This is a genomic window from Gaetbulibacter jejuensis (assembly GCF_039524015.1).
GTDB classification, from domain to species: domain Bacteria; phylum Bacteroidota; class Bacteroidia; order Flavobacteriales; family Flavobacteriaceae; genus Gaetbulibacter_B; species Gaetbulibacter_B jejuensis.
Genome location: NZ_BAAAGF010000001.1, coordinates 723477 through 749705, shown reverse-complemented (window position 1 = coordinate 749705; position 26229 = coordinate 723477). Strand labels below are relative to the sequence as shown.

Genomic DNA, 26229 nt, shown 5'->3' with positions numbered 1-26229 from the left:
AAACAGTTGTAAACAAAAAACGCAACCTGATAGGTTGCGTTTTTTGTATTATTTTATTGATTAATTAAGGTGTACAATCACCTAACGAATCTATAAGAGCTTGCAAAGCTCCTGTGGTATCTCCACAAGCATCAATTTGAGCTGTTAAAGCATCTTTATAAGCATTACAAACATCAGTATATTCTGGAGCAGTAGTATCTGTAGCTATATAAGTTTGAGCCGCATTAGCTGTAGCTTCTGTTGCTTCTAGACATCCTGAACCAACTGTTACTAAACCTCCAACTAATGGCACTTTATAAAAATGACCTTCGTTAAAATTAACAGTATTCATTCCATCAGCTGTAAAAGCATAAAACCAAAACTTTCCTGAAATAGTTTTAGGATCAGCATCATTATCTACGTGTTCCACTATTATTTGCCCTTCATTAGGATAAATAGAAACACTAGGGTCTGGTTCGTTGTTTGTAGAATAAACCACTCCTTGAGAATTAGTAAAAGTAGCCTCATTACCACTTCCATCACCTAAATTGTATGTACCAGCAGTATCATTTGTTGTGATAAGCTGTATAGTTTCAAAATTATTACCTCCTTCTATTATAAATCCTCCAAAATCAATATCAGCCGAATAATACACTGCTCTCCATAATTCACCATCTTTATTTCCTTGTACTGCAGGTGAATTAAACTCAATTTCGTCGCCACAACTTAGTACTGACAGAAAAGTAAATAGAATTAAGGCTAATCTCTTCATTTTATAATAGGTTTCTTATTTTAATGATTGTTTGCGCAATTAAAATAACGTTTAATGATTTCCAAAAGTATAATAAAATTTCAAATTAGCTTAATTTATAATAAAATGTTGTAAATAAAAAAAATGTAGTATCTTTGCGCACTTATTAATAATCGAGGTCGAGAACCTCACTAATTAATTTATATGCCAGTAAAAATTAGATTACAGAGACACGGTAAAAAAGGAAAACCTTATTACTGGATCGTAGCAGCTGATGCTAGATCAAAAAGAGATGGTAGATACCTAGAAAAAATAGGATCTTACAACCCAAACACTAATCCAGCAACTATTGAATTAGATGTTGATGGAGCAGTAACTTGGTTACAGAATGGTGCACAACCAACTGATACCGCTAAAGCAATTTTATCTTATAAAGGTGCTTTATTAAAAAATCACCTTGCAGGTGGTGTTAGAAAAGGTGCTTTAACTGAAGAGCAAGCAGAAGCTAAATTCAATGCTTGGTTAGAAGAAAAAGCTTCTAAAGTACAAGCTAAGGCTGATGGTTTAGCAAAAGCTGATGCTGACGCTAAAGCTAAAGCTCTTGAAGCTGAAAAAGCAGTAAACGAAGCAAGAATTGCTGCGGCTGCACCTGTTGTTGAAGAAGCTGCTGAAGAGGCTGATGCTGAAGTAGAAGCTACTGCTAACAACGAAGAAGAGTAAAAAATTTTTATTTTATACCTTTGAACCCAGACAGTAATCGTCTGGGTTTTTTTATTCTTAAGTGTCACATCGAGCGCAGTCGAGATGTAATTAAACTGACACTTTTTTTATAGTTCTCGACTGCGCTCGAACAGACAACATGCAAAAAAAAGACTGTTTTTATCTAGGTAAAATTGTTAAAAAATATAGCTTCAAAGGAGAACTACTTATCAAGTTAGATACTGACGAACCTGAGCTGTATGAAAATTTAGACGCACTGTTTATTGATTTACGCAATAACCTTGTCCCTTTTTTTATTGAAACCTCACAATTACATAAATCTGATTTGTTGCGTGTAAAATTTGAAGACGTCGACACTGAAGAAGATGCAGACAGCCTTATAAAAAGCGGTGTTTACCTTCCTTTAGAATTCCTACCAAAACTAGAAGGCAACAAGTTTTATTTTCATGAAATTGTTGGTTTCAAGGTTGAAGATGCCAATTTTGGTTTTGTTGGTACCATAACATCTGTAAACGACTCTACAGCACAAGCGCTTTTTGAAATTGACAGAGAAGGCACAGAAATTTTAATTCCTATGAATGATGAATTTATTTCTAAAGTAGACAAAGAGAATAAAACCATTTTTGTTGAAACTCCTGAAGGGCTTATAGACTTATATTTAAATGAATAAGCCTTTTCAGTTTAAGCAATTCACAGTAAATCAAGACCGTTGCGCCATGAAAATAGGCACTGACAGTGTTTTGCTTGGTGCTTGGGCAAATCTTGACCATAACCCATTTTCTGTTTTAGATATTGGTGCAGGCACAGGTGTGCTCTCTTTAATGATCGCTCAACGCTCCAATGCCGAATTAATTGATGCCTTGGAGATTGATAGTGATGCTTACGAACAATGCGTAGAGAATTTTGAGCAATCACCTTGGGGAGACCGATTGTTCTGTTACCACGCTTCATTAGATGAGTTTACTAATGAAATTGACGATCAATATGATTTAATTATCTCCAATCCTCCTTTTTACTCAGAAGATTCCAAAACCAATATCCCAGAGCGCGATTTAGCAAGATTTCAAGATGCAATGCCTTTTCAGCATTTATTGCAATGCGCCTCAAAACTACTATCTGAAAACGGTTTGTTTTCAGTGATAATTCCTTACAAAGAAGAGCAAAACTTCATACAATTAGCATCTGATTTTTCTTTATTTCCAAATAGAATATTGCACGTAAAAGGAGCTAAAAACACTCCTATAAAGCGAAGTTTAATTGAGTTTTCATTCATAGAAGAAACAGTTATATCTTCAAATCTAATCATTGAAACCGAAAGACATAATTATACAAAAGAGTACATTGATTTAACCAAAGATTTTTACTTGAAAATGTAATTTATAATTGTGCACTGAAAACGTTTTCGTTATTTTTGTTTCGAGTCTAGATTAAAAACTAAATCTCGACTACTGAACAACTAAAACATACAAATGAAGCCAGATTTATTCCAAGCTCCAGATTATTACAACTTAGACGAGCTTTTAACCGACGAACATAAATTAGTAAGAGATGCTGCTCGCGATTGGGTAAAACGCGATGTATCTCCAATTATTGAAGACTATGCTCAAAAAGCAGAATTTCCTAACCAAATTATTGGTGGATTAGCTGAAATTGGTGCTTTTGGACCATACATTCCTGAAGAATATGGAGGTGCAGGATTAGACCAAATTTCTTATGGTTTAATTATGCAAGAAATTGAAAGAGGAGACTCTGGTGTTCGTAGTACCGCATCAGTACAATCGTCTTTAGTAATGTATCCTATTTGGAAATATGGAAACGAAGAGCAACGTAAAAAATACTTACCAAAACTTGCAAGTGGCGAATGGATGGGTTGTTTTGGTTTAACCGAACCTGACCATGGTAGTAACCCAGGAGGAATGGTTACTAATTTTAAAGATATGGGAGACCACTATCTTTTAAATGGTGCTAAAATGTGGATAAGCAATGCGCCTTTTGCACAAGTGGCAGTAGTTTGGGCTAAAAATGAAGAAGGACGAATCCATGGTTTAATTGTTGAACGTGGTATGGAAGGATTTTCAACTCCTGAAACCCACAATAAATGGTCATTGAGAGCATCAGCTACTGGAGAGCTTATTTTTGACAATGTAAAAGTACCTAAAGAAAACTTGCTACCTAACAAATCAGGATTAGGAGCTCCACTTGGCTGCTTAGATTCTGCAAGATATGGTATTGCTTGGGGAGCAATTGGTGCTGCTATGGACTGTTATGACACTGCTTTACGTTACAGTAAAGAACGTAAACAATTTGGTAAACCTATTGGCCAATTTCAATTACAGCAGAAAAAATTAGCTGAAATGATTACCGAAATCACCAAAGCACAATTATTAACATGGCGTTTAGGAGTACTAAGAAATGAAGGTAAAGCTACTTCTGCTCAAATTTCTATGGCAAAACGTAACAATGTGGATATGGCTATCAATATTGCAAGAGAAGCAAGACAAATGCTAGGAGGAATGGGAATTACTGGAGAATACAGCATCATGCGTCACTCTATGAACCTTGAAAGTGTAATAACTTACGAAGGAACTCATGACATCCATTTATTAATTACAGGATTAGATGTTACAGGATTAAATGCATTTAAGTAAATCCTTAAAAATTATTCTAAAAAGCGAGTTTTAAAACTCGCTTTTTTTATTGATATTTACAATATGTCTTCAAAGAAACGCTTAGATAGAGCTTACAAAAACGCCAAAAAAGTTTATTTTGACGATACGTCCAAGTTTATCCTTTTTAGTGATTGCCACAGAGGCGATAATAGTTTTGCTGATGATTTTGCAAACAACCGAAACATTTACTTTCATGCCTTAAAACATTATTATGCTGAAGGTTTTAGCTATTGTGAACTTGGTGATGGTGATGAACTCTGGGAAAACCTCTCTTTTGATTCTATTTTAAATGCTCATAAAAATGTGTATTTGCTTATGAAGTTATTTCATGAGCAAGAGCGTTTACATATGATTTGGGGAAATCACGACATGGTTTACAGAGATCCAAAATATGTAGAAAAACACCTTTCCACTTATTTTGACCCTAAAATAGGTGAAGATGTTGAGTTGTTCTGTAACATAGAGTATCATGAAGGCATTGTTTTAGAACATTCCCAAACTGGACAAAAACTATTTTTAACCCATGGTCATCAAGCCGATTGGTGGAACTATTTGTTTTGGAGATGGAGTCGGTTTATGGTTCGTATTTTATGGAAACCACTAAACGTAATGGGAATTGCAGACCCTACAAGTCCTGCAAAAAACTACAAAGAACTTATAAAAGTTGAACGTAGAACCAAAAAATGGATCATAGAAAACAACAATTTAATTACTGTTGTTGGTCATACTCATAGACCTCGTTTTCCTGAACCTGGAGACATTGCTTTTTTTAATGATGGTAGTTGTGTACATCCACGAAGCATTACAGGTATTGAAATTGAAAACGGAGAAATCTCGCTCATCAAATGGCAAATAGCCACTACAGATGATGGTACTTTAAAAATTGTAAGAGTGTTGTTGGAAGGTCCTCAAAAATTAGCAGATTATAAAACTTCGTCTTAAAATTAACTCTCAGGAGCTAATTCAACTTTTAGACCTTCTAATTCTGGTGTAATAGCAATTTGACAACCCAATCTGCTGTTTTCTTGTACATCAAACGCTTCGCTAAGCATAGCTTCTTCGTCGTCTTGCATTTCAGGAAGTTCATGATCTGATAACACATAGCATTGGCATGATGCACACATAGCCATTCCGCCACAAACTCCTATGGTTCCTTCAGGAGCTAATTCATAACTACGAACTACTTCCATAAGGTTCATAGCCATATCAGTTGGAGCATCAATTTCGTGAGCTTCACCATCACGATCAATTATTGTTATTTTAATGTCCTGTTCCATTATTCAATTGCTTTTACTACAGCTTTAGGTGCTTCTTTACGTGTTCCGTCAAAACCATCAATACCACTAACAGTAGTATATTTTAAAACATATTTTTTGTTAGGATTTATAATTTTATAAGCTGCTTGACACATTAACGTTGCCTCGTGAAAACCACACAATATCAACTTTAATTTTCCTGGATAAGTATTTACATCTCCAATTGCAAAAATACCAGGAACGTTAGTTTGGTAGTCTAAAGCATTATTAACTTTGATGGCATTTTTTTCAATCTCTAATCCCCAATTTGCAATTGGTCCAAGTTTGGGAGATAATCCAAACAAAGGCACAAAATGATCACACTCAATTTCAAATTCTTTTTTGATATGTTGTGCTTGTTCAACAACTACACCAGAAACGTGATCTTCTCCAAGAATACCAACTACTTCAGCAGGAGTAATTAAATTTATTTTACCTTTATTTTTAAGCTCTTGTACTTTTTCAACTGAATCTAAAGCACCTCTAAACTCATTTCTTCTATGGATAAGTGTTACTTCTTTAGCAACATTAGCTAAAAATATACTCCAATCTAATGCAGAATCTCCTCCTCCAGCAATAACAACTTTTTTGTTTCTGTAGACTTCAGGATCCTTTATCATATACTCTACACCTTTATCTTCAAACAAATGAATGTTATGGATTTTTGGTTTTCTTGGTTCAAAACTTCCCAATCCGCCTGCAATAGCAACTACAGGAGCGTGATGTTTTGTACCTTTATTAGTCGTAACTATAAAGGTTCCATCTTCTAGCTTTTCTATAGTATCAGCACGTTCTCCTAAAGTAAAACCAGGTTCAAACTGTTTACCTTGTTCTAAGAGTTTTTCTGTAAGATCTCCTGCTAAAATTTCAGGGTAAGCTGGTATATCGTAGATTGGTTTTTTAGGATAAATTTCAGAGCATTGTCCACCAGGTTGTGGTAAGGCATCAATTAAATGGCATTTTAATTTTAATAATCCTGCTTCAAAAACAGTAAACAACCCTGTTGGTCCTGCACCAATAATAAGTATATCTGTTTTAATCATAATAAAGCCCACAAAAGTGGGTATCTCTTTAATTTAGAAATTGTTTAATGTACTACATCAAAATTATATACTGTTTTTATAAAGATTTATGATAAATGTCATTAAAAAACAGGCTAGTTCCAGCATTTTGAAAAACCTTGATGAGCCTTCAGCTTAATAAATATTAAGCTTCAATATTAATAACCTTTTCTATTTGAGGCGCGTACTTTTTAATAGTCATTTCCACACCAGACTTTAAGGTCATTTGATTAACGCTACAGCCAACACAAGCACCTTGCAACTGAACTTTCACTAACTTATCATCTTCTATTGAAAGTAATGAAATATCGCCTCCATCACTTTGCAAGAAAGGACGAATTTCGTCTAGCGCTTTTTCAATATTACGTTTTAATTCTTCTGAACTCATCTTCTGTTATTTCTTTACTGCTGAACAACCAGCCATTGTTGTTATTTTAATTGCTTCGGTTGGTGGTAAGGCATCGTTACGTCTTACTACTTCTTGCACAACATTTTGAGTTAACTTTTCAAAAGCAGCTTCTAATGGTGTTGCTGTTTGAAGCGCAGCAGGACGACCAACATCTCCTGCTTCTCTTATACTTTGTATTAAAGGAATTTCGCCTAAGAAAGGTACTTCTAAATCTTCTGAAAGGTTTTTAGCACCTTCTTTTCCAAAGATAAAATATTTATTATCTGGTAATTCCTCTGGAGTAAAATAAGCCATATTCTCAATTATACCAAGTACTGGCACATTGATAGACTCTTGCTGAAACATAGCTACTCCTTTTTTAGCATCGGCTAAAGCTACTTGCTGAGGCGTACTTACTACTACTGCTCCTGTTATAGGAAGCGATTGCATAATACTTAGGTGAATGTCTCCTGTTCCTGGAGGCAAATCGATTAATAAGAAATCTAATTCTCCCCAATCTGCATCAAAAATCATTTGGTTTAATGCCTTAGCTGCCATTGGTCCTCGCCAAATTACTGCTTGGTCTGGTTTTGTAAAAAAGCCTATAGATAAAATTTTAACACCATAGCTTTCTACTGGTTTCATTTTAGACTTTCCTCCTACATTAACCGAAATAGGTCTTTCAAACTCCACATCGTACATAATAGGAATTGAAGGTCCATAAATATCAGCATCTAAAATACCAACCTTAAAGCCCATTTTTGCTAAAGTAGCCCCTAGGTTTGCTGTTACTGTAGATTTTCCTACGCCTCCTTTTCCAGAAGCAACAGCAACTATATTTTGAATACCAGGAATTGGTTTTCCCTTTATTTCGTTTTTTGGTGCAGCTGGTGCATTTACCTTAACATTTACTTTTACTTTGGCTTTTTCGTAGACTTCATTATGAATAGCTTTCATTATTTCAACTTCGGTCTTCTTTTTTGCCTGTAAACTTGGGTTTTTAATGGTAACATCAACGACTACTTCGTCACCAAAAGTAACAACATTGGTAACTGCTCCACTCTCAACCATATTTTGTCCTTCACCAGGAACTGTAATGGTTTCTAAGGCTTTTAATATATCTTGTTTATTAAGCTTCAAAATCAATAATTTAGATTAGTTCTAAAATGCAAATATAATTAATAAAGATGGAAGACAGAAGCACGAAGCTTGAAGTTTTATTATAGTACCATTATTGATTTCTATGGTAAACTATTTTCATAAAAATGGAAAAGTAACTAGAGTAATTCAGCAGGATCCCAAAACAGTTTTTTAAAATCTTGCACTTGGTTATCTATAACTTTTACACCTTCACTTTCCAATAGTTGCTGCATTAAATTTGTACCATCAAAATGGTGTTTACCAGTAAGCAAACCATTTCTATTTACCACTCTGTGTGCAGGCACATCTTTTCCTGAAGAACCGTTCATGGCATAACCAACCATTCTTGAACTGCGAGGAGCTCCTAAATACTTTGCAATTGCACCATAACTTGTAACTCTTCCATAGGGTATTAATTTGGCTACCTCATAAACTTTATCAAAAAAACTTAAGGTTTCTGGTTTCATGCTTCCATTAAAATATTAATCAATGTTACTCCAGCAATTAAACCTGTAATTGACCCTATAATGTAGTTCATATTTTTTTGAGACGTAAACTTCTTATTCTTGATTTTATCAAAAAAGAAAATGTACACATACAGCATCACAAAGGTCCCCATAGCTGCTCCAGACACGTACGAAATAATACTTGTTCTTTCAAAAGTTAACAAATCAAAAGACGCCAAAGTTACTGTCATATAAGCTTGATAAGGTATTGGGAACACATTTAATGCAGACATGAACATACCTTGAAAAAAACGACTGTGTTTGCTCTTGCTGTTTTCTTCTACATCTGGTTTAGAATTGGTTTTAGCAATGAGTAAAAAGTAAATGGAGATTAGCACAAAAATAACAAAGGCAACACGCTGTAAGATATCAACCACATCTTGATGATTGCTTAGATAACGTGCAAACATTGCAGCTATATAGGTTTGTAAAAAAACTACAACACAAGCTCCAACTGAAAAAATAATACCTCTAGAGTGTCCTTCCTTTAAGCTAATTTTTGCTGCAGTCATATTTAATAATCCTGGAGGAATTACACCAACAAGCGCAAAAATCAGTCCCAAGAAAAATACAACTGTTATATTCAAAATTACTTGATTTTAAATCTAATATACGTAATTGGTTTGTTTTGCTCTAGATATTGGCTTTCATAAAATGTTTGAATACCTGTAACCTCTTCAGGGCTGCCTTCTTGCTTATACACATTATGGTTAGCATACAACACTTCATGTCCTTCGCCATGCAATAACCCAAGCGTATAACCATGCATAAACTCGCTATCGGTTTTTAAATTAACTACACCATCTGGTTTTAGCACTTTTTTATAGCGTTGTAAAAACTCAGTATTGGTCATACGATGTTTGGTACGCTTGTATTTAATTTGAGGATCAGGAAAGGTTATCCAAATTTCATCAACTTCGTTTTCAGCGAAAGCAAAATCAATTAATTCTATTTGAGTTCTTAAAAACCCAACATTGGTCATATTGTCTTCAATAGCAGTTTTAGCACCTCTCCAAAAGCGAGCTCCTTTAATATCAATTCCAATAAAGTTTCTGTTTGGATATAGTTTAGCTAATCCAACCGAATATTCGCCTTTACCACAACCCAACTCTAAAACCAAAGGGTTATCATTCTTAAAAAAATGACTGTTCCAGTTCCCTTTCCATTTAAAATCTTGATTGACTAATTCATCTCTTGTTGGCTGAATTACGTTTGAAAAGGTCTCGTTTTCCTTAAATCTTTTTAGCTTATTTTTACTTCCCACAGTTAATTTAATATTTAGGCAAAATTAAGGAAACATATTAGGTTTACATTTGCTTTTTTTATGATTTTGAAAAAACGAATATTAGTTGCGCCTCTAAATTGGGGTTTAGGTCATGCCACAAGGTGTATTCCAATCATTAATGCCTTATTAAAAAATAACTACATACCTGTTATTGCGAGTGATGGTATTGCACTTGAACTTTTAAAAAAAGAGTTTCCAGATTTAATTGCTGTTGAATTGCCTTCTTACGGAATTACCTACGCGAAAAAAGGAAAATGGTTTAAGCTAAAAATTATTAGTAACTCGCCTAGAGTGGTAAAAGCCATTAAAAGAGAAAAACAAGCCACAAAGCAAATTATTGAAACTTATGATATTGATGGAATCATTTCTGATAATAGACTAGGAGTTTGTTCTAAAACAGTGCCTTCTGTATTTATTACACATCAATTACAGGTTTTAAGTGGAAGCACAACTTGGATTAGCACAAAAATTCATCAAAAATTTATTAAAAAATTCAACGAATGTTGGGTTCCTGATAATGTTAATGAACCAAACTTAAGTGGTAAACTAGGTCATGTTAATTTCTTAGAAATCCCTTTAAAATATATTGGTCCTATTAGCAGATTTAAAAAACTGGAGGTTGAAAAAGAATATGATGTCATGGCACTACTATCTGGACCTGAACCTCAACGCACACTCTTAGAAGAAAAGCTACTCACTCTACTTGAGAATTATAACGGCAACGTATTGTTTGTAAAAGGACTAGTTGAAGACCAACAAACTAAAGTTCACAAAGGCAGTATGACTATTTACAATTATATGACTTGCGAACAACTTGAACTTGCACTAAACCAAAGTGTTTTTGTGATTTCGCGTTCTGGCTATACTACTATAATGGATTTAGCAAAACTGAACAAAAAAGCATTTTTTATTCCTACTCCTGGACAATTTGAGCAAGAATATCTTGCTAAAAAACTAGATGAACAAAAGTTAGTTCCTACAGCAACGCAAGATGCTTTTACTATGGAAATGCTTGAAAAAATTTATGATTATAAAGGTTTAGCTGAATTGGATTATGAACTGAATTATAAAAAACTATTCAGCCTTTTCAAGGGTAAATGAAAACTCACTACCCACTCCAAATTCGCTTTCTACATATATTTTTTCATCGTGAGCTTCAATAATATGTTTCACTATTGATAAACCCAAACCTGAACCTCCTTCTTTTCTAGAACCACTTTTATCTACTCTAAAAAAGCGCTCAAAAAGCCTTGGAACATTAGGTTTAGCAATACCCTCACCATTATCTGTCACTCTCACGATAACCTTATTTTTTATAAGATTTTCTATACTAACTTCGGTAGTTCCCTTTTCTCTTCCGTATTTTATTGAGTTTACAATAAGATTTGTAAGTACCTGCTGTATACGCTCTTTATCTGCATTAACAAAAACGGGTTCTTTATAATCCATATCAAACGTAAGCGTAATTTTTTTCTTGGCTGCTTTCATTTCTAAAAGGTCAAAAACACTTTCTACCAGCTCAACAATGTCAAACCTTTCAACATTTAGACTCAAATCACCAACCTCAAGTTTAGTAATCATATCCAAATCCTTCACAATATAGATTAGTCTTTCAACACCTTTATTGGCTCGATTAAGGTATTTTTCTCTGATTTTCGGGTCATTTTGAGCGCCATCAATTAAGGTTAGTAAATAGCCTTGTACAGTAAACAATGGTGTTTTTAACTCGTGTGAAACGTTTCCTAAAAACTCTTTTCGATATTCTTCTCTTACTTTTAGAGTTTCAATTTCTAGTTTTTTATCTTTTGCATATTTATCTATTTCTTTTGTAAGCGTTGCCATATCTGTAGTAATAGGCTGTTTACGCAATGATGTAGACTCTAACAAGGTGAGGTCGTCGTATATTTTTTTTACACGACGGTAAATAAAACGTTCAACTCTATATTGAATGACAATAAAGCAAAAGCCATAACAAATTAGTGCAAAAGAGAGTATTAACAACCAGTCAAAAGACTTTGTTGTATATAAAAAAACACTCATGAAGAGCGTTAAAAAAATTGTGATGTACATTGAGGTTCTAATAGCGAACCTGTACGTTTTTTTTAATTTTTTCTGCATCTAGTCTACAAACTTATAACCAACTCCTTTAACGGTTTTAAAGCTTTTATCTCCTATTTTTTCGCGAAGTTTTCTAATATGCACATCAATAGTTCTTCCTCCTACTACAACTTCATTACCCCAAACTTTATCTAAGATTTCTTCGCGCTTAAAAACTTTTCCTGGTTTTGTTGCTAGCAAAGATAACAATTCAAATTCTTTTCTTGGCAAGACCAATTCTTCGCCTTTTAAAGATATCTTATACTCTTCGCGATTGATTACCAAACTACCTATTTTTAATATACTTTCAGAGGCGTCTTCTTCTTTAAGTCGTCTTAGTAAAGCTTTTACTTTGCTTACTAAAACTTTTGGTTTTATAGGTTTAGTAATATAGTCATCTGCTCCAGCATCAAAACCTGCTACCTGTGAATAATCTTCACCTCTTGCAGTTAAAAATGTAATAATCGTTTCGCTTAAATCTGGGTTTTTTCTTATTTGCTCACAAGCTTCAATACCATCCATCTCAGGCATCATAACATCTAAAATGATCAGTTGAGGTCTTTCTTTTTTTGCTTTTTTAACAGCTTCATGACCGTTTTCGGCAGTTATAACTTGGTAACCTTCAGATGAAAGGTTGTAGCCAACAATTTCCAAAATATCTGGTTCGTCGTCAACTAAAAGTATTTTAATATCCTTTTTTTTCATGTGTAGTTTTTATTGTTTTGGTTATCACATGTGTTTTGCTGTTTAGTTCTTCATTTTTTTGAGAAACAAACGATGTAAAGATAGAATTAATAACAAAAATTTATATTACATAATATAATCATAACGTTAAAATAACTTAGTCCTTACTGTTTTATAACCTACTCTATAAACTCTCAAAACACAATAAAAAATCTATTCTATTATAGCATCTTAAATCAGGTTTTTAGAGTAAAAATGTAAAACTGTCCCTAAGATAGTTAAAAAATAATGTTATATTATTGTAAATTAGCATACAATATAGTGGCTTTAACGTTTTAAACACCAAAATCTCACTATATTTGAAACAAAATTTAAACTTATTAAAATTAAGATTTATGAAAAAAATTTACTTTTTATTCCTTATTACTTTGATGGCTTTTTCTGGGTTTGCCCAAAATTTAGCTGTTAATGGTAGCTTTGAAAACTGGACAGCTGGTGTTCCTGATGGATACACTACTGTAGATTTTAGCACTACTGATCTTACAGAAAACACGAATTCAACTTTTGTTTCTGACGGAACAAGTTCTGCAAGTGTTAATGTTTTAACTCAAACTCAAGGAGATACTGACATAAGACAAACTATTGCATTAGTAGGAGGAGTAACATATACTATGAGCTTAGACGTCTATGCAACAAATAATGAAGCTAGAGCTCGTATTTTTAATGGTAATGGATTTTCGCCTTCTGTATATTCAGACGAAACTCTATTAAATCAGTGGCAAACTATTTCATTTGAATATACACCTGCTACTAATGAAGATTTTGATATGGGTATCCGTTTTTATGATATCGCTTCAAACTGGACTGCTGGCACACAATCGTCTTTATTTTATATTGACAATTTACAAGTAGTAGCTGCAACTACACCTAGTATTGCGGTAACCTCGCCATCTAATGGAGCTACAATTGCATCTAGTGATGTTGACATTGAATTAAGTGTACAAAATTTTGTTGTAGATCAGTTACCTGCTAATGGTGGTACTGGAGATGGTCACATACACTATACTGTTGATGGAGGTAGTAATGTTATGAAATATGACACAGATCCTATTAGCTTAACAGGATTAGCTGACGGTGAGCACACTGTTGAGCTTACTTTAGTTGATAACAGTCATGTACCTCTAGATCCTGCTGTAACTGCTTCAGTTACTTTTACTGTAACATCTTTACAAGCTGTTGCTGATATAGCTAGTTTAAGAGCAGGCACTATTGGTAATGTTTATCAAATTACTGGCGAAGTAGTTGTAACATTCGTAACTGGTAACAGTAGAAATCAAATTTTTATTGAAGATGCAACTGGAGGTATGTTAATTGACGACAACTCTGGTACAATTACAACCGTATTTAATAATGGTGATGGTATAACAGGTCTTCAAGGTCAGTTGGGAGAGTTCGCTAATGTTATGCAGCTTGTTCCTTCAGTTGATCCTGGTGCTGCTAGTTCTACAGGTAATTCAATAACTCCTCAAACTGTAACGGTTAATGACATCATCAACAACTTTGATATGTATGAGTCTGAATTAGTATCAATTGCTGATGTAACATTTGCTGATGGAAATGGTACTGCTACATTTGATTCAGGTCAAAACTATGACATTTCAGATGTTTCTGGAGGACCTTTAGCGTTTAGAACAAATTATCCAAATGATAACATGGCAGGAGAGACAATTCCTTCAACTGCTACTACAATTACAGTAATAGCTGGAGAATACTTTGGTACTCCACAAGTATATCCAAGAAGTCCTGATGAAGTACTTTCAATCAATAACCCTAATACAATTGCTTCTTTCTCTGTTTACCCTAACCCAACTTCAACTGGGTTTGTAAATATAACTTCATCTAGCTCTGAAACGATTTCAGTTTCTGTTTATGATGTTTTAGGGAAACAAGTTATCAATAAAGCTACAGTAAGCAACAACCGTTTAGATGTTTCAACACTAAACACTGGGGTTTATATTATGAATATTTCTCAAAACGATGCTTCAGTTACCAAAAAATTAGTTATTAAATAGATAAAACACATCTATATTAACAAATCATTAAAAGCCAACATTTAAGTTGGCTTTTTTTGTTGCTAGTATTACTTTTGGAGCTCGTTGAACTTTAAAACTTAATTCATGAAAAACATTTACTTTTTATTACTGCCTCTTTTAATGTCTGCTTATTCTTTTGGTCAGACAGTTATTTACACTCAAGATTTTGAAACATTAGATACTGGATATACTGCTTCTAGTACAGAAGGTTCAGGTGGAACCGATGTATTTAATAGAGTAAATCCTAACATTGGAGGTAACTCATCATATATATGGGCTGTTGAGGATACAAATGTTACTCCTGCAACTATAACTTTAAATCAAATTGATGTTACTGGTTATTCTGATTTTACTTTTTCTATAGATATGCTAACTCGTCATTATAATGACTGGGATGATTCTGATACCTTTTCAATAACTTATTCATTAGATGGTGGTTCAACCCAAAATTTACTTTGGGTTCGAAATGCTGGAGGCACTTTTAATCAAGCCGCTTCTTTAGATACTGATTTTGATGGAATTGGTGATTGTGGTTCAGGAATATTGCCTGCTTTAACTACAGGAACTAGTGGATGTACTGTAACAGAAAATACGTTTGCTACATTTTCATCTAGTACTATAACATTAAGCGGAAACTCTACACTTGATATTGTGTTGTCTTTTAATGGTTTTACTTCAGCTGATGAAGGTATTTACTTAGATAATATTTCTGTTTCAGCTAACTCTTCTGCTTGCTCAGCTTCTCTTTCAGCTAAAACTCCTGTATGTGATAATATTACTATAGGAACTGATACATACTCTACTACTTTTGACTTTTTAAACGGTACAGAAACAGATGCTTTTACTGTTGCTGTTTCAGCTGGCTCAGCTAGTGTAAGCACTATTTCAGCTGATGGTTTAATTACAGTTACAGGTATTAATGAAGGTACTGATGTTACTATAACATTAACTAACGAAAATTGTACTCTTACACAAACTACAGTGTCTCCTACTTGCGAGCCAGCAATTACATCTTGTTTTGACATAAGCAATGGTGCTGAAAAATTTGAAATGTTTACTGTAGCTACTAACTCTGACAATGATGTTTGGACTGAAAGTAGTGGTACATACAACATGAATGGCTATTGTGGTGGTGGCTGCGAAGAAGTGGTAAACACTTGGTTATTATTTGGACCATTAGATTTAACATCTGTTTCTGACTTAGCTTTAAAATTTAACGCTCAAGAAAATTTTGGAGACACTCCTTTAGCTATCAATTACACAGCTGCTTACTCAGGATGTCCTGATACAACTTCTTGGTCATCATTACAAACTATCACTGAAAGTGATGAAGGCGATGTTGAAATTGACTTATCTGCTTTAACTGGTACTGCTGTTTTTATTGGTATTCAGTATTATGATGATGGTGTTGACGGATACTCTAACTGGGATTTATCAAATGTAGAGTTAACTACTTACAACAACTGTCCTGTTTTAGGCGCTAGACCTACTTCAGATTGCCCTACTTTATCAATTGTTGATTCAGAGCAAAGAGAATTTTCAATTTTCCCGAACCCAACATCAACTGGATTTGTAAATATTATTTCTGCACATTCTGAAGCTATTTCAGTTAATGTTTATGATATGTTAGGTAAACAAGTAATTAATGAAACTATTGCTAACAACCGCTTAAATGTTTCAACACTTAATGCTGGAGTTTACATCATGAAAATTTCTCAAGGTAATACTACAACTACTCAAAAGATTGTAATTAAGTAAAACTTACCTTATACTATTTAAAAAGCGTCATCAACTTGGTGACGCTTTTTTATTTTGCATACTTTTGCCAAAATGATTGATACACGTTCCATTTTCAACAGTTCTACGCAAGCAGATTTTAATACTCTCGCTTTAGATATTTTCAAATTTCAATTTGAAAATAACACTGTATATCGTTCATATTGCGATTTGTTGTACAAAAACCCAAGCGACATAAAAAAAGTTGAAGACATTCCGTTTTTACCTATTCAATTTTTTAAAACACACCCTATTTTAAGTACAACTAATACAATAGAAAAAGTTTTTGAAAGTTCAGGAACAACTGGTCAAATAACAAGCAAGCATCATGTAAGTGATTTAGATGTTTACGAAAACAGTTTTAACACTGGTTTTAATCACTTTTACGGACCTATCGAAGATTATGTAGTACTAGCGCTTTTACCTAGTTATTTAGAGCGTGATGGCTCGTCATTAATTTATATGGTTGAGCACTTAATAGCACAATCTAACCATAAAGAAAGTGGGTTTTACCTTCATAATCTAGCCGAATTAAAAAACAAGTTAATTGCTTTAGATTCCGAAGGAAAAAAAGTGCTACTTATTGGTGTCTCGTTTGCATTATTGGATTTAGTGGAACAGTTCCAATTTCAGCTTAAAAACACTATTGTTATGGAAACTGGTGGTATGAAAGGAAGACGAAAAGAATTGATTCGCGATGAACTTCATACTATTTTAAAACAAGGTTTTGGTGTTTCTGAAATTCATAGCGAATATGGTATGACAGAGCTTTTAAGTCAAGCATATTCCAAAGGAAACGGTATTTTTAAATGTCCTAATTGGATGAAAGTTTTAACACGAGATACTGAAGACCCTTTAACTATAACAAGCACGTCTACTACTGGAGGAATTAACATTATTGATTTAGCAAATATTTACAGCTGCTCTTTTATAGCAACTCAAGATCTTGGTAAAGTTTACAACGATAATTCTTTTGAAATTATTGGTAGGTTTGACAACAGCGATATTAGAGGCTGCAATTTGATGGCTTTGTAAGGAAATAATATCAACTACGACTATTATCTAGCTAAGAGAAAGCAAGATTATTTTTTTTAGTTGGTTGGTTATTGTAAACGCCTGATTTTCATCAGGCGTTTTTTTATACAACTTTTATAATGTAAGTGTTTTTCTTTCCTTTATTGATAATGATATAGCTACCATTTATTAGGTCTTCATCTGTTAACTGATAGTCTTTTGTGACTTTTTCTTTGTTAACTGACACTGAATTTTCTTTTAATGCTCTTATGGCTTCACCATTAGAATTCAAAAAGCTTGTTTTGGCTGATAATGCAGCAATCATATCAAAACCTCCTTCAAAATCTGCTTTAGACACTTCCGCTTGCGGAACACCTTCAAACACATCTAAAAATGTTTTTTCGTCTAGTGTTTTAATATCATCTTTAAAAGTTTTACTAAACAAGATGTTTGACGCTTTTTCAGCAGTTAAAAAGTCTTCTTTGCTATGTACAAAGGTTGTTACTTCTTCTGCTAATCGTTTTTGAAGTAGTCTTTGGTGAGGTGCTTCTTTATGAGAAGCAACTATATTCTCAATTGTTTCTTTATCTAAAAACGTAAAGATTTTAATATACTTTTCAGCATCTTCATCAGTCGTATTCACCCAAAACTGGTAAAACTTGTAAACCGAAGTTTTATCGGCGTCTAACCAAACGTTACCACCTTCACTCTTTCCAAATTTAGAACCATCAGCTTTTGTGATCAACGGACAGGTCATTGCGTAAGCTTTAGCCTCTTCGCCAACATTCATACGTCTTACTAATTCAGTTCCTGTAGTAATATTTCCCCATTGATCGCTTCCTCCCATTTGTAGTAAGCAATTATGAGTTTTATATAAATGGTAAAAATCGTAACCTTGAATTAATTGATAAGTAAACTCAGTAAACGACATACCAACACTACCTTCTTCGCCAGAAAAACGCTTTTTTACAGAGTCTTTTGCCATCATGTAGTTAACAGTTATACGCTTACCTACATCTCTTGCAAAATCGATAAAAGAAAAGTCTTTCATCCAATCATAATTATTAACTAATAAAGGCGCATTGGCTGCTTTAGAATTAAAATCTAAAAACCTTGACAGTACATTTTTTATGCCTTGTACATTATGATTAAGCGTTGCTTCGTCTAATAAGTTTCGCTCATCACTCTTACCTGATGGATCTCCAATCATTCCTGTAGCTCCACCAACCAAAGCAATAGGCTTATGACCAAATCGCTCAAGATGTACCAGTAAAATAATTGGCACCAAACTCCCAATGTGTAAAGAATCTGAAGTTGGATCAAAACCTATATAAGCAGTTGTCATTTCCTTATCAAGTTGTTCTTCGGTTCCAGGCATAATATCGTGTACCATACCTCTCCAGCGTAATTCTTCTACCAATGATTTAGACATATTCAATTTATTTTTAGTTCCGCAAAGATAAAAATCAATGTAGAATTCTTATCCCTTTATGAATAATTCTTTACTTTAGTTTTATGATTTTAGTTACAGGAGGTACAGGTTTAGTTGGTTCGCATTTACTTTATAATCTTGCGAGTAATAATAAGAAGGTTCGTGCGATTTATAGACGTGAACACAAACTAGATACTGTAAAAAAAGTGTTTTCTTATTATACTGAACATTCTGAATCTCTTTTTAACTCCATTGAATGGGTTGAAGCCAACCTTACAGATATTACTGCTTTAACCAATGCTTTTAAGGAGGTAACACATGTTTACCATTGTGCTGCATTTGTTTCTTTTGAGCCTGATAAATACCATCAACTCCGAAAAATAAATATTGAAGGTACCGCTAACATTGTTAACCTTTGTGTTTCTCATAACATAAAAAAGCTGTGTTATATAAGCTCTATTGCTGCTATAGGACATCATGCAAATTCTGAAGAATTAATTACAGAAAACACCCATTGGAATACTGAAGACGACAACAGCGTTTATGCTATTACTAAATATGGTGCCGAAATTGAAGTATGGAGAGGCACTCAAGAAGGTGTTGATGCAGTAATTGTTAATCCTGGAATAATAGTTGGTCCAGGCTTTTGGAAAGGTGCTGGCAGTAGCAGTTTAATTCGTTTGATTTACAAAAGTGTTCCTTACTACACTAACGGAAGCACTGGTTATGTTGGTGTTTGGGATGTTGCAAGTGTTATGCAACAACTTATGGAAAGTAACATAAAAAATGAGGGTTTTATTCTTGTTTCAGATAATCTTACATTTAAGAACTTTATTTATAAAGTTGCCAACGCTTTAAAGGTTGAACCTACAAAGAAAAAAGCCAGTACTTTTTTATTGGAACTAGGTTGGCGATTGGATTGGCTTCGACATAAACTTACAGGCAAACGAAGACAGTTGTCAAAACATACTGCAAAATCGGCAAGACAGAGAACTTTATATGATAATTCTAAAATAAAAAACGCATTAGACTTTCAGTTTACACCAATTGATGAAGTTATAGAAAAGACGAGCAAACTCTTTTTAGAAGATATTAAAAAAGATTAATCTCGAGCGCCAAAGTTTTTATCCTTTAATCTTTTGGTTTCTCTTTTAATAGAATCAGATAATTTTTTTATTGAATCTCTTTTTTTATTTCTATCCTCTTCTTCCTCTTCTTTTAGTTTTTCGTAAGTTTCTTTTTCTTTGCTAAGACGTTCTTTAACAGATTCTATCATTTCAGCATAGTCTTTAGAATCGTATGCATAATACTCGTTACTTAATGCAAATTGAAGACTGTCTATGCTATACTTTTTAAATATATATCCTTCAGGATTAATACCATAGTTTTCAAGTTGTTGCTTTTTAATGCCTTTAGCAGCATTCATTAAATAAGTATCATATAACACTTGCTCCATCTTATCTTTTGGTATAAGATTACTTGGTTTTTTAGGTTTTTGCGTTTTATCGCAACCTAAAAACAACGCTATGATACAAACAAGTGTTACTATTTTTTTCATCTATCGAATGTTAGTCGTTTGGCAGCATTTCCGTTAAGGAATTTAAAATTATTATACACTAAAGTACCATTTAAAAATGTATGTGTTACTCTAGACTTAAAGGTAGTTCCCTCAAAAGGCGACCATCCGCATTTATATAATATATTGTCTTTGTTTACTGTCCAAGGGCTATTGGCATCTACTACAACTAAATCGGCAAAATACCCTTCTCTTATAAAACCTCGTTTTTCTATTTGAAATAATATCGCAGGATTATGACACATCTTTTCCACCATTTTTTCTAAGGAAATTCGTCCTCTATGGTAAGACTCCATCATTGCCACAAGTGCATGCTGTACTAATGGTCCGCCAGATGGCGCTTTTGTATATACATTCTTTTTCTCCTCTAGAGTATGAGGTGCGTGGTCAGTAGCAACAACATCAATTCTGTTGTCTAACAATGCTTTCCAAAGTTCGTCTCTATCGTGTGCAGTTTTTACAGCAGGATTCCATTTAATTAGCGTTCCTTTTTTGCTATAATCTTCATCACTAAACCATAGGTGATGTATACAAACTTCGGCAGTAATTTTTTTATCTTTTAAAGGAATTTTGTTTGAAAACAGCTTAGTTTCCTTAGCAGTTGACAAATGGAATACATGCAACCTAGCTCCTGTTTTTTTAGCAAGTTCTATAGCTTTTGAAGAAGATAAATAACAAGCTTCTTCACTACGAATGATTGGATGGTTTTCAATTGGGATATCCTCACCATACTTGCTGGTGAATTCTTCCATGTTAGCTCTAATAGTTGCCTCATCTTCACAATGAACTGCAATCAACAAATTGGTGCTACTGAATATTTTTTCGAGCACCTCAGGATTATCAACTAGCATATTTCCTGTTGAAGATCCTAAAAACAATTTAAGTGCTGCTACGTTTTTTTCGTCAACCTTTAAAATTTCTTCCAAGTTATCATTGGTTCCACCAAACATAAACGAATAATTAGCGTATGATGTTTTGGAAGCTATCTCAAACTTTTCTTCTAGTTTTTCAATAGTAGTGGTTTGCGGTACTGTATTTGGCATTTCTATAAAAGAGGTAATACCTCCAGCTATAGCAGCTTTAGATTCAGTACCTATGTCGGCTTTATGAGTAAGTCCTGGTTCTCTAAAATGCACTTGATCGTCAATAACACCAGGTAGCACATAGTTTCCTTCAACATCAATTACCACAACATCAGATGATTTAGCACTTATTGAGTCGGCAACTTCTTTAATATACTCGCCTTCAATAAGGATATCACCTTCTTTAACTTTGCCTTCGTTTATAATTTTGGCATTTTTAATAAGAATAGTTTTTGCTTTCATGTTACTTAGCAAATAGACTTTTAAATTTCATATTCAACACTCCAAAAATAGCTTCGGAAATAATACCTCCACTCATTTTTGATTTTCCTTTAGCTCTATCGGTAAAAATGACAGGAACTTCAACAATTTTAAATTGCTTTAAATAGGCTTTAAACTTCATTTCTATTTGAAACGCATAACCCACAAACTTAATTGTATCTAGATTAATAGTCTCTAACACTTGTCTTTTATAGCATACAAAACCAGCTGTTGTATCTGCAATTTTCATTCGAGTTATAAACTTTACATACTTAGATGCAAAGTAAGATAACAATAATCGCTTCATATCCCAATCAACCACATTAACAGTATTATTAATATACCTTGAGCCTATTGCCATATCAGCACCTTGTATTGCGCAAGTAGTATACAACCTCATCAAATCATCAGGATTATGAGAAAAATCGGCATCCATTTCAAAAATATATTCATATTCTCTTTCTAAACACCATTTAAATCCAGCAATATAAGCTGTTCCTAACCCTGTCTTCTCCTTTCTTTGAAGTAAAAAAAGCTGGTTATCAAATTCCTTTTGAAGCTCTTTAACCTTAAGTGCAGTTAAATCTGGTGAATTATCGTCAACCACTAAAACATCAAAAGCTTTCTCTTGAGCAAAAACAGCTCTCACTATAGCTTCAATGTTCTCTATTTCATTGTAAGTAGGTATGATGACAATTGCATCCTTCATTTTACCAAATTTTAGCAAAAGTAAGTTTTTTTGAAGTATAAAGTTTATTGAAATGAGCTTAAATAAAAGTTAAACAGGTGAAAATTTCTTTATAATTTAGCATCATGTTAAGAGAGGTAGTTTCAAATGAATGGTTTACAATATTCATTGTATTGGGTTTGGTATTGGTAACCCTGTCAAAGTTTTTGTTTGAAAACAGATTTAAAGATTTTCTCTTAGTTATAGGTAACTCCAAGTATTTAAAAATCTACTCTAGAGACCAAAAATTTATTGATGGGTTTGACACTTTAATGTTTTTAAACCTACTAATTTCAGTATCAATATTTTCGTTTATAGCCTACTCTGAACTTGTTTTACCTTCAGAATTTGATCTTACACTATTTGTTAAAGTTCTTTTTGCAATTGGAGCTCTCATACTTATAAAAGTGCTCTTAGAACGACTATTAGCAAGTTTGTTTGAAATAGACGAATTGATTGATGCATATTTATTTCAGAAAACCAGCTATTTAAATTATAGTGGCTTTGTACTCTTACCAATAAACATTTTACTCATATATAGCATAACTCCTTCAAAACCTATAATTTACACAGTTATTGGTCTTGTTTTATTGATTAATTTAATTGGATTTATAACTTCATTTAAAAAACATCAAAAGTTGATATTTGATAACTTATTCTATTTTATTTTGTATCTTTGCGCACTCGAAATTGGACCTTATCTAATTTTGTATAAGTTAATTACAGATTATAACGCTTAAAAACTATAACTAGAGCCTATGAAAGTGAAAACAATTTTAGTGTCACAGCCCGAGCCTAAAATAGAAAATTCGCCTTACTTTGATCTTCAAGAAAAGCAGAAAGTTAAGATTGACTTTAGACCTTTTATACATGTAGAAGGTGTTCCTGCTAAGGAGATTAGACAACAAAAAGTAGACTTAAGCCAGTACACAGCAATTATACTTACTAGTAGAAATTCTGTGGACCACTTTTTTAGAGTAGCTGAAGAAATGCGTTTTAAAGTTCCAGATACGATGAAATATTTTTGTCAGTCTGAAGCGGTTGCATTTTACCTTCAAAAATACGTAGTGTATAGAAAGCGTAAAATATATGTTGGTAAACGTACCTTCCAAGATTTATCGCCACTTATTAAAAAGTATAAGGACGAAAGCTTTTTACTACCTACTACCGACAAATTAAAACCTGAAGTTCCTGAAACTTTAAATGGGTTAAAGGTAAAATGGAAAGAAGCTGTTTTTTACAAAACAGTAATTAGTGATTTATCTGATTTAGCTGATGTTTACTATGACATTTTAGTATTTTTTAGTCCTTCTGGTATTGAATCTTTATTCCACAATTTCCCAGAGTTCAAACAAAACAATACACGTATAGCTGTTTTTGGAAACACTACTATTAAAGCTGTTGAGTCTCATGGATTAAGAGTTGATATTGCAGCTCCAACTCCTGAAACACCTTCAATGACGATGGCGTTAGAAAAGTATATTACTCAAGCTAATAAAGGAAAATAAATTTCTTACACATAACATAAAAAAAGCGATTCAAAATTGAATCGCTTTTTTTATGAATTAGCCTTGATTAATTAAAAGGCATAACGCTGCGGCCCACCTCTTCTTATTTCTTCACTTGCATATGATTCAAACTTTTTAAAGTTTTCTCTAAAAGCGTTAGATAACTTGAATGCTGTAGTGTAGTATGCTTCGTCATTGTTCCAAGTTGATCTTGGACTCAATACCTCAGTTGGAACTCCTGGACAACTTCTTGGTTGCGCCACTCCAAATACTGAGTGAATATGGTAATCATCATAATTATACAGTCCTAAATCACCATTTAAAACAGCATTAATCATAGCACGAGTGTATTTTAACTTCATTCTTGTACCAACACCATAAGGTCCACCTGTCCAACCTGTGTTTACTAACCAAACATTAACTCCAGACTCTTTCATCTTTTTGCTTAACATTTCAGCATATTTAGTAGGATGCAAAGGCATAAAAGGTGCTCCAAAACAAGCTGAAAAACTTGGTACAGGTTCAACAACTCCAGCTTCAGTACCTGCTACTTTTGCAGTATATCCTGAAATGAAATGGTATGCTGCCTGACTTGGTGTTAATTTAGAAATTGGAGGCAAAACTCCAAAAGCATCAGCAGTAAGGAAGAATATATTTTTTGGGTTTTCTCCTATTGATGGCTTTTTAATATTTTCAATATGATAAATTGGGTAGCTAACACGTGTGTTTTGAGTAATTGATGTGTCGGCAAAATCAACTTCACCTTTATCATCTATTATCACATTTTCTAGTATAGCTCCTTTTTTAATAGCATTAAAAATTTCTGGTTCTTGCTCTTGCGAAAGGTTTATAACTTTTGCATAGCAACCACCTTCAAAGTTAAACACTGTGTTTTCGCTTGTCCAACCATGTTCGTCATCACCTATTAAACTTCTATCAGGATCGGTTGAAAGTGTAGTTTTTCCAGTACCTGACAGTCCAAAGAAAATTGCTGTATCTCCATCTTTTCCCACATTAGCACTACAGTGCATTGGTAAAGTATTTTTAAATACAGGAAGTATAAAATTCAACGCAGAGAAAATTCCTTTTTTAATCTCTCCTGTATATCCTGTTCCTCCTATTAAGGCTATTTTTCTTGTGAAGTCTAAAATAGCAAAGTTGTGTTGACGTGTACCATCAACCTCTGGGTTTGCCATAAAACCAGGTGCATTAACTATAGTCCACTCTGGTGAGAAGTTTTCTAGTTCAGCTTCAGTAGGACGCAAAAACATGTTGTAAGCAAACATATTGCTCCATGGATATTCATTAATTACACGAATATTCAACTTGTAATTGTCATCAGCACAAGCATAGCTATCTCTAACAAAAACTTCTTTTTCTGAAAGGTAATCAGTAACCTTATCGTACAGTTTTTGGAATTTGTCCGACTCAAAAGGAATATTGATATTTCCCCACCATACCTTGTCTTCGGTAATGGCATCTTTTACAATAAAACGGTCTTGAGGCGATCGTCCTGTAAACTCACCTGTGTTTACAGCTAAAGTTCCATTAGATGTTTCTACACCTTGCTTTTTAGAAATTGCCGCAGCCTGAAGCTCGTCAGGAGACAACTGATAATTTACTTTTGCATTTTTAATGCCATATTGCTCTAACGAAATCGATTTCGTAGTTTGAGTATGGTTTACCATAATTTTTTGTGTTGTTTTAATTGTGCAAAGCTAAAACAATATTTTAAAACTGTCACTAAAATAGCTTTTTAATCCTTTTTAAGTTTTAAAAAGTTTATCAACAAAACAACCCATGAAAGTATAAGTAGTAATCCTCCTATTGGTGTAATAAACCCTATGCTTTTAAAATCAAACGAAGACAATACATTAGTTGCCAAACCATAAATTGAACCTGAAAAAAATAACACTCCAACAAGCACCAAATAAAAGATGGTTTTCTTAGCCTTTTGGGTTACAAGAGTTGTGCTTCCTACAAACAATAATAGAATAGCATGATACATTTGGTATTTTACTCCTGTTTCAAAAGTATCAATCATTTCGGCAGAAATAAGCGACTTTAAACCATGTGCTGCAAATGCACCAAGTACAATGCTTAAAATTCCTAATATGGAAGCGGTAATTAATATAGACTTGTTCATATAAATTTAATCTTTGGGTTTTTATTGCACGTTCGATTT

At 33.4% G+C, this 26229-nt stretch carries 28 protein-coding genes; 12 read left to right on the top strand and 16 right to left on the bottom strand.

What is annotated here, in order from left to right; translation table 11 throughout:
* Positions 1 to 64: 64 nt before the first annotated feature.
* Entirely contained in the window at positions 65 to 751 is a 687-nt protein-coding gene (locus ABD011_RS03365) for a DUF6252 domain-containing protein (protein ID WP_343795771.1), read from the bottom strand.
* 183 nt (positions 752 to 934) lie between these two features.
* On the opposite strand from ABD011_RS03365, the gene ABD011_RS03360 reads away from it, so the two are divergent.
* From ABD011_RS03360 to ABD011_RS03340, 5 genes are all read left to right on the top strand, one after another.
* Positions 935 to 1450 carry a 30S ribosomal protein S16 gene (locus ABD011_RS03360; RefSeq protein WP_129759496.1) on the top strand — a complete coding sequence of 172 codons (516 nt, stop codon included), beginning with the start codon at positions 935 to 937 and terminating at the stop codon, positions 1448 to 1450.
* Between the two features lie 139 nt (positions 1451 to 1589).
* Positions 1590 to 2120: a ribosome maturation factor RimM gene (gene rimM, locus ABD011_RS03355; protein WP_343795769.1), complete on the top strand. Its 531-nt coding sequence runs from the start codon at positions 1590 to 1592 to the stop codon at positions 2118 to 2120.
* Complete coding sequence (locus tag ABD011_RS03350) at positions 2113 to 2826, top strand: tRNA1(Val) (adenine(37)-N6)-methyltransferase (RefSeq protein ID WP_343795767.1); 714 nt, start codon at positions 2113 to 2115, stop codon at positions 2824 to 2826. Before rimM ends, ABD011_RS03350 begins: the two co-directional genes overlap by 8 nt.
* A gap of 93 nt (positions 2827 to 2919) precedes the next feature.
* Positions 2920 to 4098 (top strand): acyl-CoA dehydrogenase family protein, encoded by a 1179-nt coding sequence (locus ABD011_RS03345; RefSeq protein ID WP_262732269.1) that lies wholly within the window; start codon positions 2920 to 2922, stop codon positions 4096 to 4098.
* A gap of 63 nt (positions 4099 to 4161) precedes the next feature.
* Entirely contained in the window at positions 4162 to 5061 is a 900-nt protein-coding gene (locus ABD011_RS03340) for a metallophosphoesterase family protein (RefSeq protein WP_129759501.1), read from the top strand.
* 2 nt (positions 5062 to 5063) lie between these two features.
* Here ABD011_RS03340 and ABD011_RS03335 read toward each other — a convergent pair whose 3' ends face one another.
* From ABD011_RS03335 to trmB, 7 genes are all read right to left on the bottom strand, one after another.
* Positions 5064 to 5396, bottom strand: a complete 333-nt coding sequence (locus ABD011_RS03335; RefSeq protein ID WP_131506161.1) for a 2Fe-2S iron-sulfur cluster-binding family protein — start codon at positions 5394 to 5396, stop codon at positions 5064 to 5066.
* The gene (locus tag ABD011_RS03330; RefSeq protein WP_129759503.1) at positions 5396 to 6457 is read right to left on the bottom strand and encodes an NAD(P)/FAD-dependent oxidoreductase; all 1062 of its coding nucleotides are present in this window, start codon (positions 6455 to 6457) and stop codon (positions 5396 to 5398) included. The genes ABD011_RS03335 and ABD011_RS03330 overlap by 1 nt, the downstream gene beginning before the upstream one ends.
* A 163-nt stretch (positions 6458 to 6620) precedes the next feature.
* The gene (locus ABD011_RS03325) at positions 6621 to 6863 is read right to left on the bottom strand and encodes a NifU family protein (RefSeq protein ID WP_129759504.1); all 243 of its coding nucleotides are present in this window, start codon (positions 6861 to 6863) and stop codon (positions 6621 to 6623) included.
* A 6-nt stretch (positions 6864 to 6869) separates the two neighbouring features.
* Positions 6870 to 8003, bottom strand: coding sequence for an Mrp/NBP35 family ATP-binding protein (locus tag ABD011_RS03320; RefSeq protein ID WP_129759505.1), 1134 nt, complete (start codon positions 8001 to 8003; stop codon positions 6870 to 6872).
* 137 nt (positions 8004 to 8140) lie between these two features.
* Positions 8141 to 8470 (bottom strand): MGMT family protein, encoded by a 330-nt coding sequence (locus tag ABD011_RS03315; RefSeq protein ID WP_343795760.1) that lies wholly within the window; start codon positions 8468 to 8470, stop codon positions 8141 to 8143.
* Complete coding sequence (locus ABD011_RS03310) at positions 8467 to 9096, bottom strand: LysE family transporter (protein ID WP_129759507.1); 630 nt, start codon at positions 9094 to 9096, stop codon at positions 8467 to 8469. The genes ABD011_RS03315 and ABD011_RS03310 overlap by 4 nt, the downstream gene beginning before the upstream one ends.
* Positions 9097 to 9098: 2 nt before the next feature.
* A complete protein-coding gene (gene trmB, locus ABD011_RS03305; protein ID WP_343795758.1) occupies positions 9099 to 9773 on the bottom strand; it encodes a tRNA (guanosine(46)-N7)-methyltransferase TrmB in 675 nt (224 codons plus the stop codon).
* A gap of 60 nt (positions 9774 to 9833) precedes the next feature.
* Here trmB and ABD011_RS03300 point away from each other — a divergent pair, with 60 nt between their 5' ends.
* On the top strand, positions 9834 to 10895 hold the full coding sequence (locus ABD011_RS03300; protein WP_343795756.1) for a glycosyltransferase: 1062 nt from the start codon (positions 9834 to 9836) through the stop codon (positions 10893 to 10895).
* Here ABD011_RS03300 and ABD011_RS03295 read toward each other — a convergent pair.
* Entirely contained in the window at positions 10869 to 11912 is a 1044-nt protein-coding gene (locus tag ABD011_RS03295; RefSeq protein ID WP_343795754.1) for a sensor histidine kinase, read from the bottom strand. The two genes, ABD011_RS03300 and ABD011_RS03295, sit on opposite strands and share 27 nt — an antisense overlap.
* The gene (locus ABD011_RS03290) at positions 11913 to 12596 is read right to left on the bottom strand and encodes a response regulator transcription factor (RefSeq protein WP_129759511.1); all 684 of its coding nucleotides are present in this window, start codon (positions 12594 to 12596) and stop codon (positions 11913 to 11915) included.
* 374 nt (positions 12597 to 12970) lie between these two features.
* Here ABD011_RS03290 and ABD011_RS03285 point away from each other — a divergent pair, with 374 nt between their 5' ends.
* From ABD011_RS03285 to ABD011_RS03275, 3 genes are all read left to right on the top strand, one after another.
* A complete protein-coding gene (locus ABD011_RS03285; RefSeq protein ID WP_343795751.1) occupies positions 12971 to 14647 on the top strand; it encodes a T9SS type A sorting domain-containing protein in 1677 nt (558 codons plus the stop codon).
* A 105-nt stretch (positions 14648 to 14752) separates the two neighbouring features.
* Complete coding sequence (locus ABD011_RS03280; RefSeq protein WP_343795749.1) at positions 14753 to 16426, top strand: T9SS type A sorting domain-containing protein; 1674 nt, start codon at positions 14753 to 14755, stop codon at positions 16424 to 16426.
* A gap of 72 nt (positions 16427 to 16498) precedes the next feature.
* Positions 16499 to 17479 carry a LuxE/PaaK family acyltransferase gene (locus ABD011_RS03275; RefSeq protein ID WP_343795747.1) on the top strand — a complete coding sequence of 327 codons (981 nt, stop codon included), beginning with the start codon at positions 16499 to 16501 and terminating at the stop codon, positions 17477 to 17479.
* A 103-nt stretch (positions 17480 to 17582) separates the two neighbouring features.
* On the opposite strand, the gene tyrS is transcribed toward ABD011_RS03275, so the two are convergent.
* The gene (tyrS, locus tag ABD011_RS03270) at positions 17583 to 18890 is read right to left on the bottom strand and encodes a tyrosine--tRNA ligase (RefSeq protein ID WP_131506170.1); all 1308 of its coding nucleotides are present in this window, start codon (positions 18888 to 18890) and stop codon (positions 17583 to 17585) included.
* An 83-nt stretch (positions 18891 to 18973) separates the two neighbouring features.
* Between tyrS and ABD011_RS03265 the strand changes: the two genes are divergently transcribed.
* Positions 18974 to 19996: an NAD-dependent epimerase/dehydratase family protein gene (locus ABD011_RS03265; RefSeq protein ID WP_343795745.1), complete on the top strand. Its 1023-nt coding sequence runs from the start codon at positions 18974 to 18976 to the stop codon at positions 19994 to 19996.
* Here ABD011_RS03265 and ABD011_RS03260 read toward each other — a convergent pair.
* Genes ABD011_RS03260 through ABD011_RS03250 form a run of 3 tightly spaced genes read right to left on the bottom strand, consistent with a single transcriptional unit; the run spans position 19993 to position 22518 of the window.
* Complete coding sequence (locus ABD011_RS03260; RefSeq protein ID WP_262732278.1) at positions 19993 to 20448, bottom strand: DUF4296 domain-containing protein; 456 nt, start codon at positions 20446 to 20448, stop codon at positions 19993 to 19995. The genes ABD011_RS03265 and ABD011_RS03260 overlap by 4 nt on opposite strands.
* Complete coding sequence (locus ABD011_RS03255) at positions 20445 to 21791, bottom strand: dihydroorotase (RefSeq protein ID WP_335973499.1); 1347 nt, start codon at positions 21789 to 21791, stop codon at positions 20445 to 20447. Before ABD011_RS03255 ends, ABD011_RS03260 begins: the two co-directional genes overlap by 4 nt.
* Position 21792: 1 nt before the next feature.
* Positions 21793 to 22518, bottom strand: a complete 726-nt coding sequence (locus ABD011_RS03250; RefSeq protein WP_343795740.1) for a polyprenol monophosphomannose synthase — start codon at positions 22516 to 22518, stop codon at positions 21793 to 21795.
* A 104-nt stretch (positions 22519 to 22622) separates the two neighbouring features.
* Here ABD011_RS03250 and ABD011_RS03245 point away from each other — a divergent pair, with 104 nt between their 5' ends.
* Entirely contained in the window at positions 22623 to 23276 is a 654-nt protein-coding gene (locus tag ABD011_RS03245) for a DUF4271 domain-containing protein (RefSeq protein WP_343795738.1), read from the top strand.
* An 18-nt stretch (positions 23277 to 23294) separates the two neighbouring features.
* Positions 23295 to 24044: a uroporphyrinogen-III synthase gene (locus tag ABD011_RS03240; RefSeq protein ID WP_131506175.1), complete on the top strand. Its 750-nt coding sequence runs from the start codon at positions 23295 to 23297 to the stop codon at positions 24042 to 24044.
* Between the two features lie 71 nt (positions 24045 to 24115).
* Here the strand turns inward: ABD011_RS03240 and pckA are convergent, their stop codons facing one another.
* Both pckA and ABD011_RS03230 read right to left on the bottom strand, forming a co-directional pair.
* Positions 24116 to 25732, bottom strand: a complete 1617-nt coding sequence (gene pckA, locus ABD011_RS03235) for a phosphoenolpyruvate carboxykinase (ATP) (RefSeq protein ID WP_343795736.1) — start codon at positions 25730 to 25732, stop codon at positions 24116 to 24118.
* Positions 25733 to 25800: 68 nt separating this feature from the next.
* Positions 25801 to 26190 (bottom strand): DUF423 domain-containing protein, encoded by a 390-nt coding sequence (locus ABD011_RS03230; protein WP_134198510.1) that lies wholly within the window; start codon positions 26188 to 26190, stop codon positions 25801 to 25803.
* Positions 26191 to 26229: the final 39 nt, after the last annotated feature.

Excerpts from the sequence above, each read along its gene's own strand:
- ABD011_RS03275 (WP_343795747.1), top strand. The coding sequence starts at position 16,499 with ATGATTGATACACGTTCCATTTTCAACAGTTCTACGCAAGCAGATTTT.
- tyrS (WP_131506170.1), bottom strand. The coding sequence starts at position 18,890 with ATGTCTAAATCATTGGTAGAAGAATTACGCTGGAGAGGTATGGTACAC.
- ABD011_RS03280 (WP_343795749.1), top strand. The coding sequence starts at position 14,753 with ATGAAAAACATTTACTTTTTATTACTGCCTCTTTTAATGTCTGCTTAT.
- ABD011_RS03330 (WP_129759503.1), bottom strand. The coding sequence starts at position 6,457 with ATGATTAAAACAGATATACTTATTATTGGTGCAGGACCAACAGGGTTG.
- ABD011_RS03245 (WP_343795738.1), top strand. The coding sequence starts at position 22,623 with ATGTTAAGAGAGGTAGTTTCAAATGAATGGTTTACAATATTCATTGTA.
- ABD011_RS03260 (WP_262732278.1), bottom strand. The coding sequence starts at position 20,448 with ATGAAAAAAATAGTAACACTTGTTTGTATCATAGCGTTGTTTTTAGGT.
- ABD011_RS03365 (WP_343795771.1), bottom strand. The coding sequence starts at position 751 with ATGAAGAGATTAGCCTTAATTCTATTTACTTTTCTGTCAGTACTAAGT.
- ABD011_RS03265 (WP_343795745.1), top strand. The coding sequence starts at position 18,974 with ATGATTTTAGTTACAGGAGGTACAGGTTTAGTTGGTTCGCATTTACTT.
- ABD011_RS03325 (WP_129759504.1), bottom strand. The coding sequence starts at position 6,863 with ATGAGTTCAGAAGAATTAAAACGTAATATTGAAAAAGCGCTAGACGAA.
- ABD011_RS03290 (WP_129759511.1), bottom strand. The coding sequence starts at position 12,596 with ATGAAAAAAAAGGATATTAAAATACTTTTAGTTGACGACGAACCAGAT.
- ABD011_RS03350 (WP_343795767.1), top strand. The coding sequence starts at position 2,113 with ATGAATAAGCCTTTTCAGTTTAAGCAATTCACAGTAAATCAAGACCGT.
- ABD011_RS03360 (WP_129759496.1), top strand. The coding sequence starts at position 935 with ATGCCAGTAAAAATTAGATTACAGAGACACGGTAAAAAAGGAAAACCT.
- ABD011_RS03295 (WP_343795754.1), bottom strand. The coding sequence starts at position 11,912 with ATGCAGAAAAAATTAAAAAAAACGTACAGGTTCGCTATTAGAACCTCA.
- ABD011_RS03250 (WP_343795740.1), bottom strand. The coding sequence starts at position 22,518 with ATGAAGGATGCAATTGTCATCATACCTACTTACAATGAAATAGAGAAC.
- pckA (WP_343795736.1), bottom strand. The coding sequence starts at position 25,732 with ATGGTAAACCATACTCAAACTACGAAATCGATTTCGTTAGAGCAATAT.
- rimM (WP_343795769.1), top strand. The coding sequence starts at position 1,590 with ATGCAAAAAAAAGACTGTTTTTATCTAGGTAAAATTGTTAAAAAATAT.
- ABD011_RS03335 (WP_131506161.1), bottom strand. The coding sequence starts at position 5,396 with ATGGAACAGGACATTAAAATAACAATAATTGATCGTGATGGTGAAGCT.
- ABD011_RS03345 (WP_262732269.1), top strand. The coding sequence starts at position 2,920 with ATGAAGCCAGATTTATTCCAAGCTCCAGATTATTACAACTTAGACGAG.
- ABD011_RS03255 (WP_335973499.1), bottom strand. The coding sequence starts at position 21,791 with ATGAAAGCAAAAACTATTCTTATTAAAAATGCCAAAATTATAAACGAA.
- ABD011_RS03230 (WP_134198510.1), bottom strand. The coding sequence starts at position 26,190 with ATGAACAAGTCTATATTAATTACCGCTTCCATATTAGGAATTTTAAGC.
- ABD011_RS03340 (WP_129759501.1), top strand. The coding sequence starts at position 4,162 with ATGTCTTCAAAGAAACGCTTAGATAGAGCTTACAAAAACGCCAAAAAA.
- ABD011_RS03300 (WP_343795756.1), top strand. The coding sequence starts at position 9,834 with ATGATTTTGAAAAAACGAATATTAGTTGCGCCTCTAAATTGGGGTTTA.
- ABD011_RS03240 (WP_131506175.1), top strand. The coding sequence starts at position 23,295 with ATGAAAGTGAAAACAATTTTAGTGTCACAGCCCGAGCCTAAAATAGAA.
- ABD011_RS03285 (WP_343795751.1), top strand. The coding sequence starts at position 12,971 with ATGAAAAAAATTTACTTTTTATTCCTTATTACTTTGATGGCTTTTTCT.
- ABD011_RS03315 (WP_343795760.1), bottom strand. The coding sequence starts at position 8,470 with ATGAAACCAGAAACCTTAAGTTTTTTTGATAAAGTTTATGAGGTAGCC.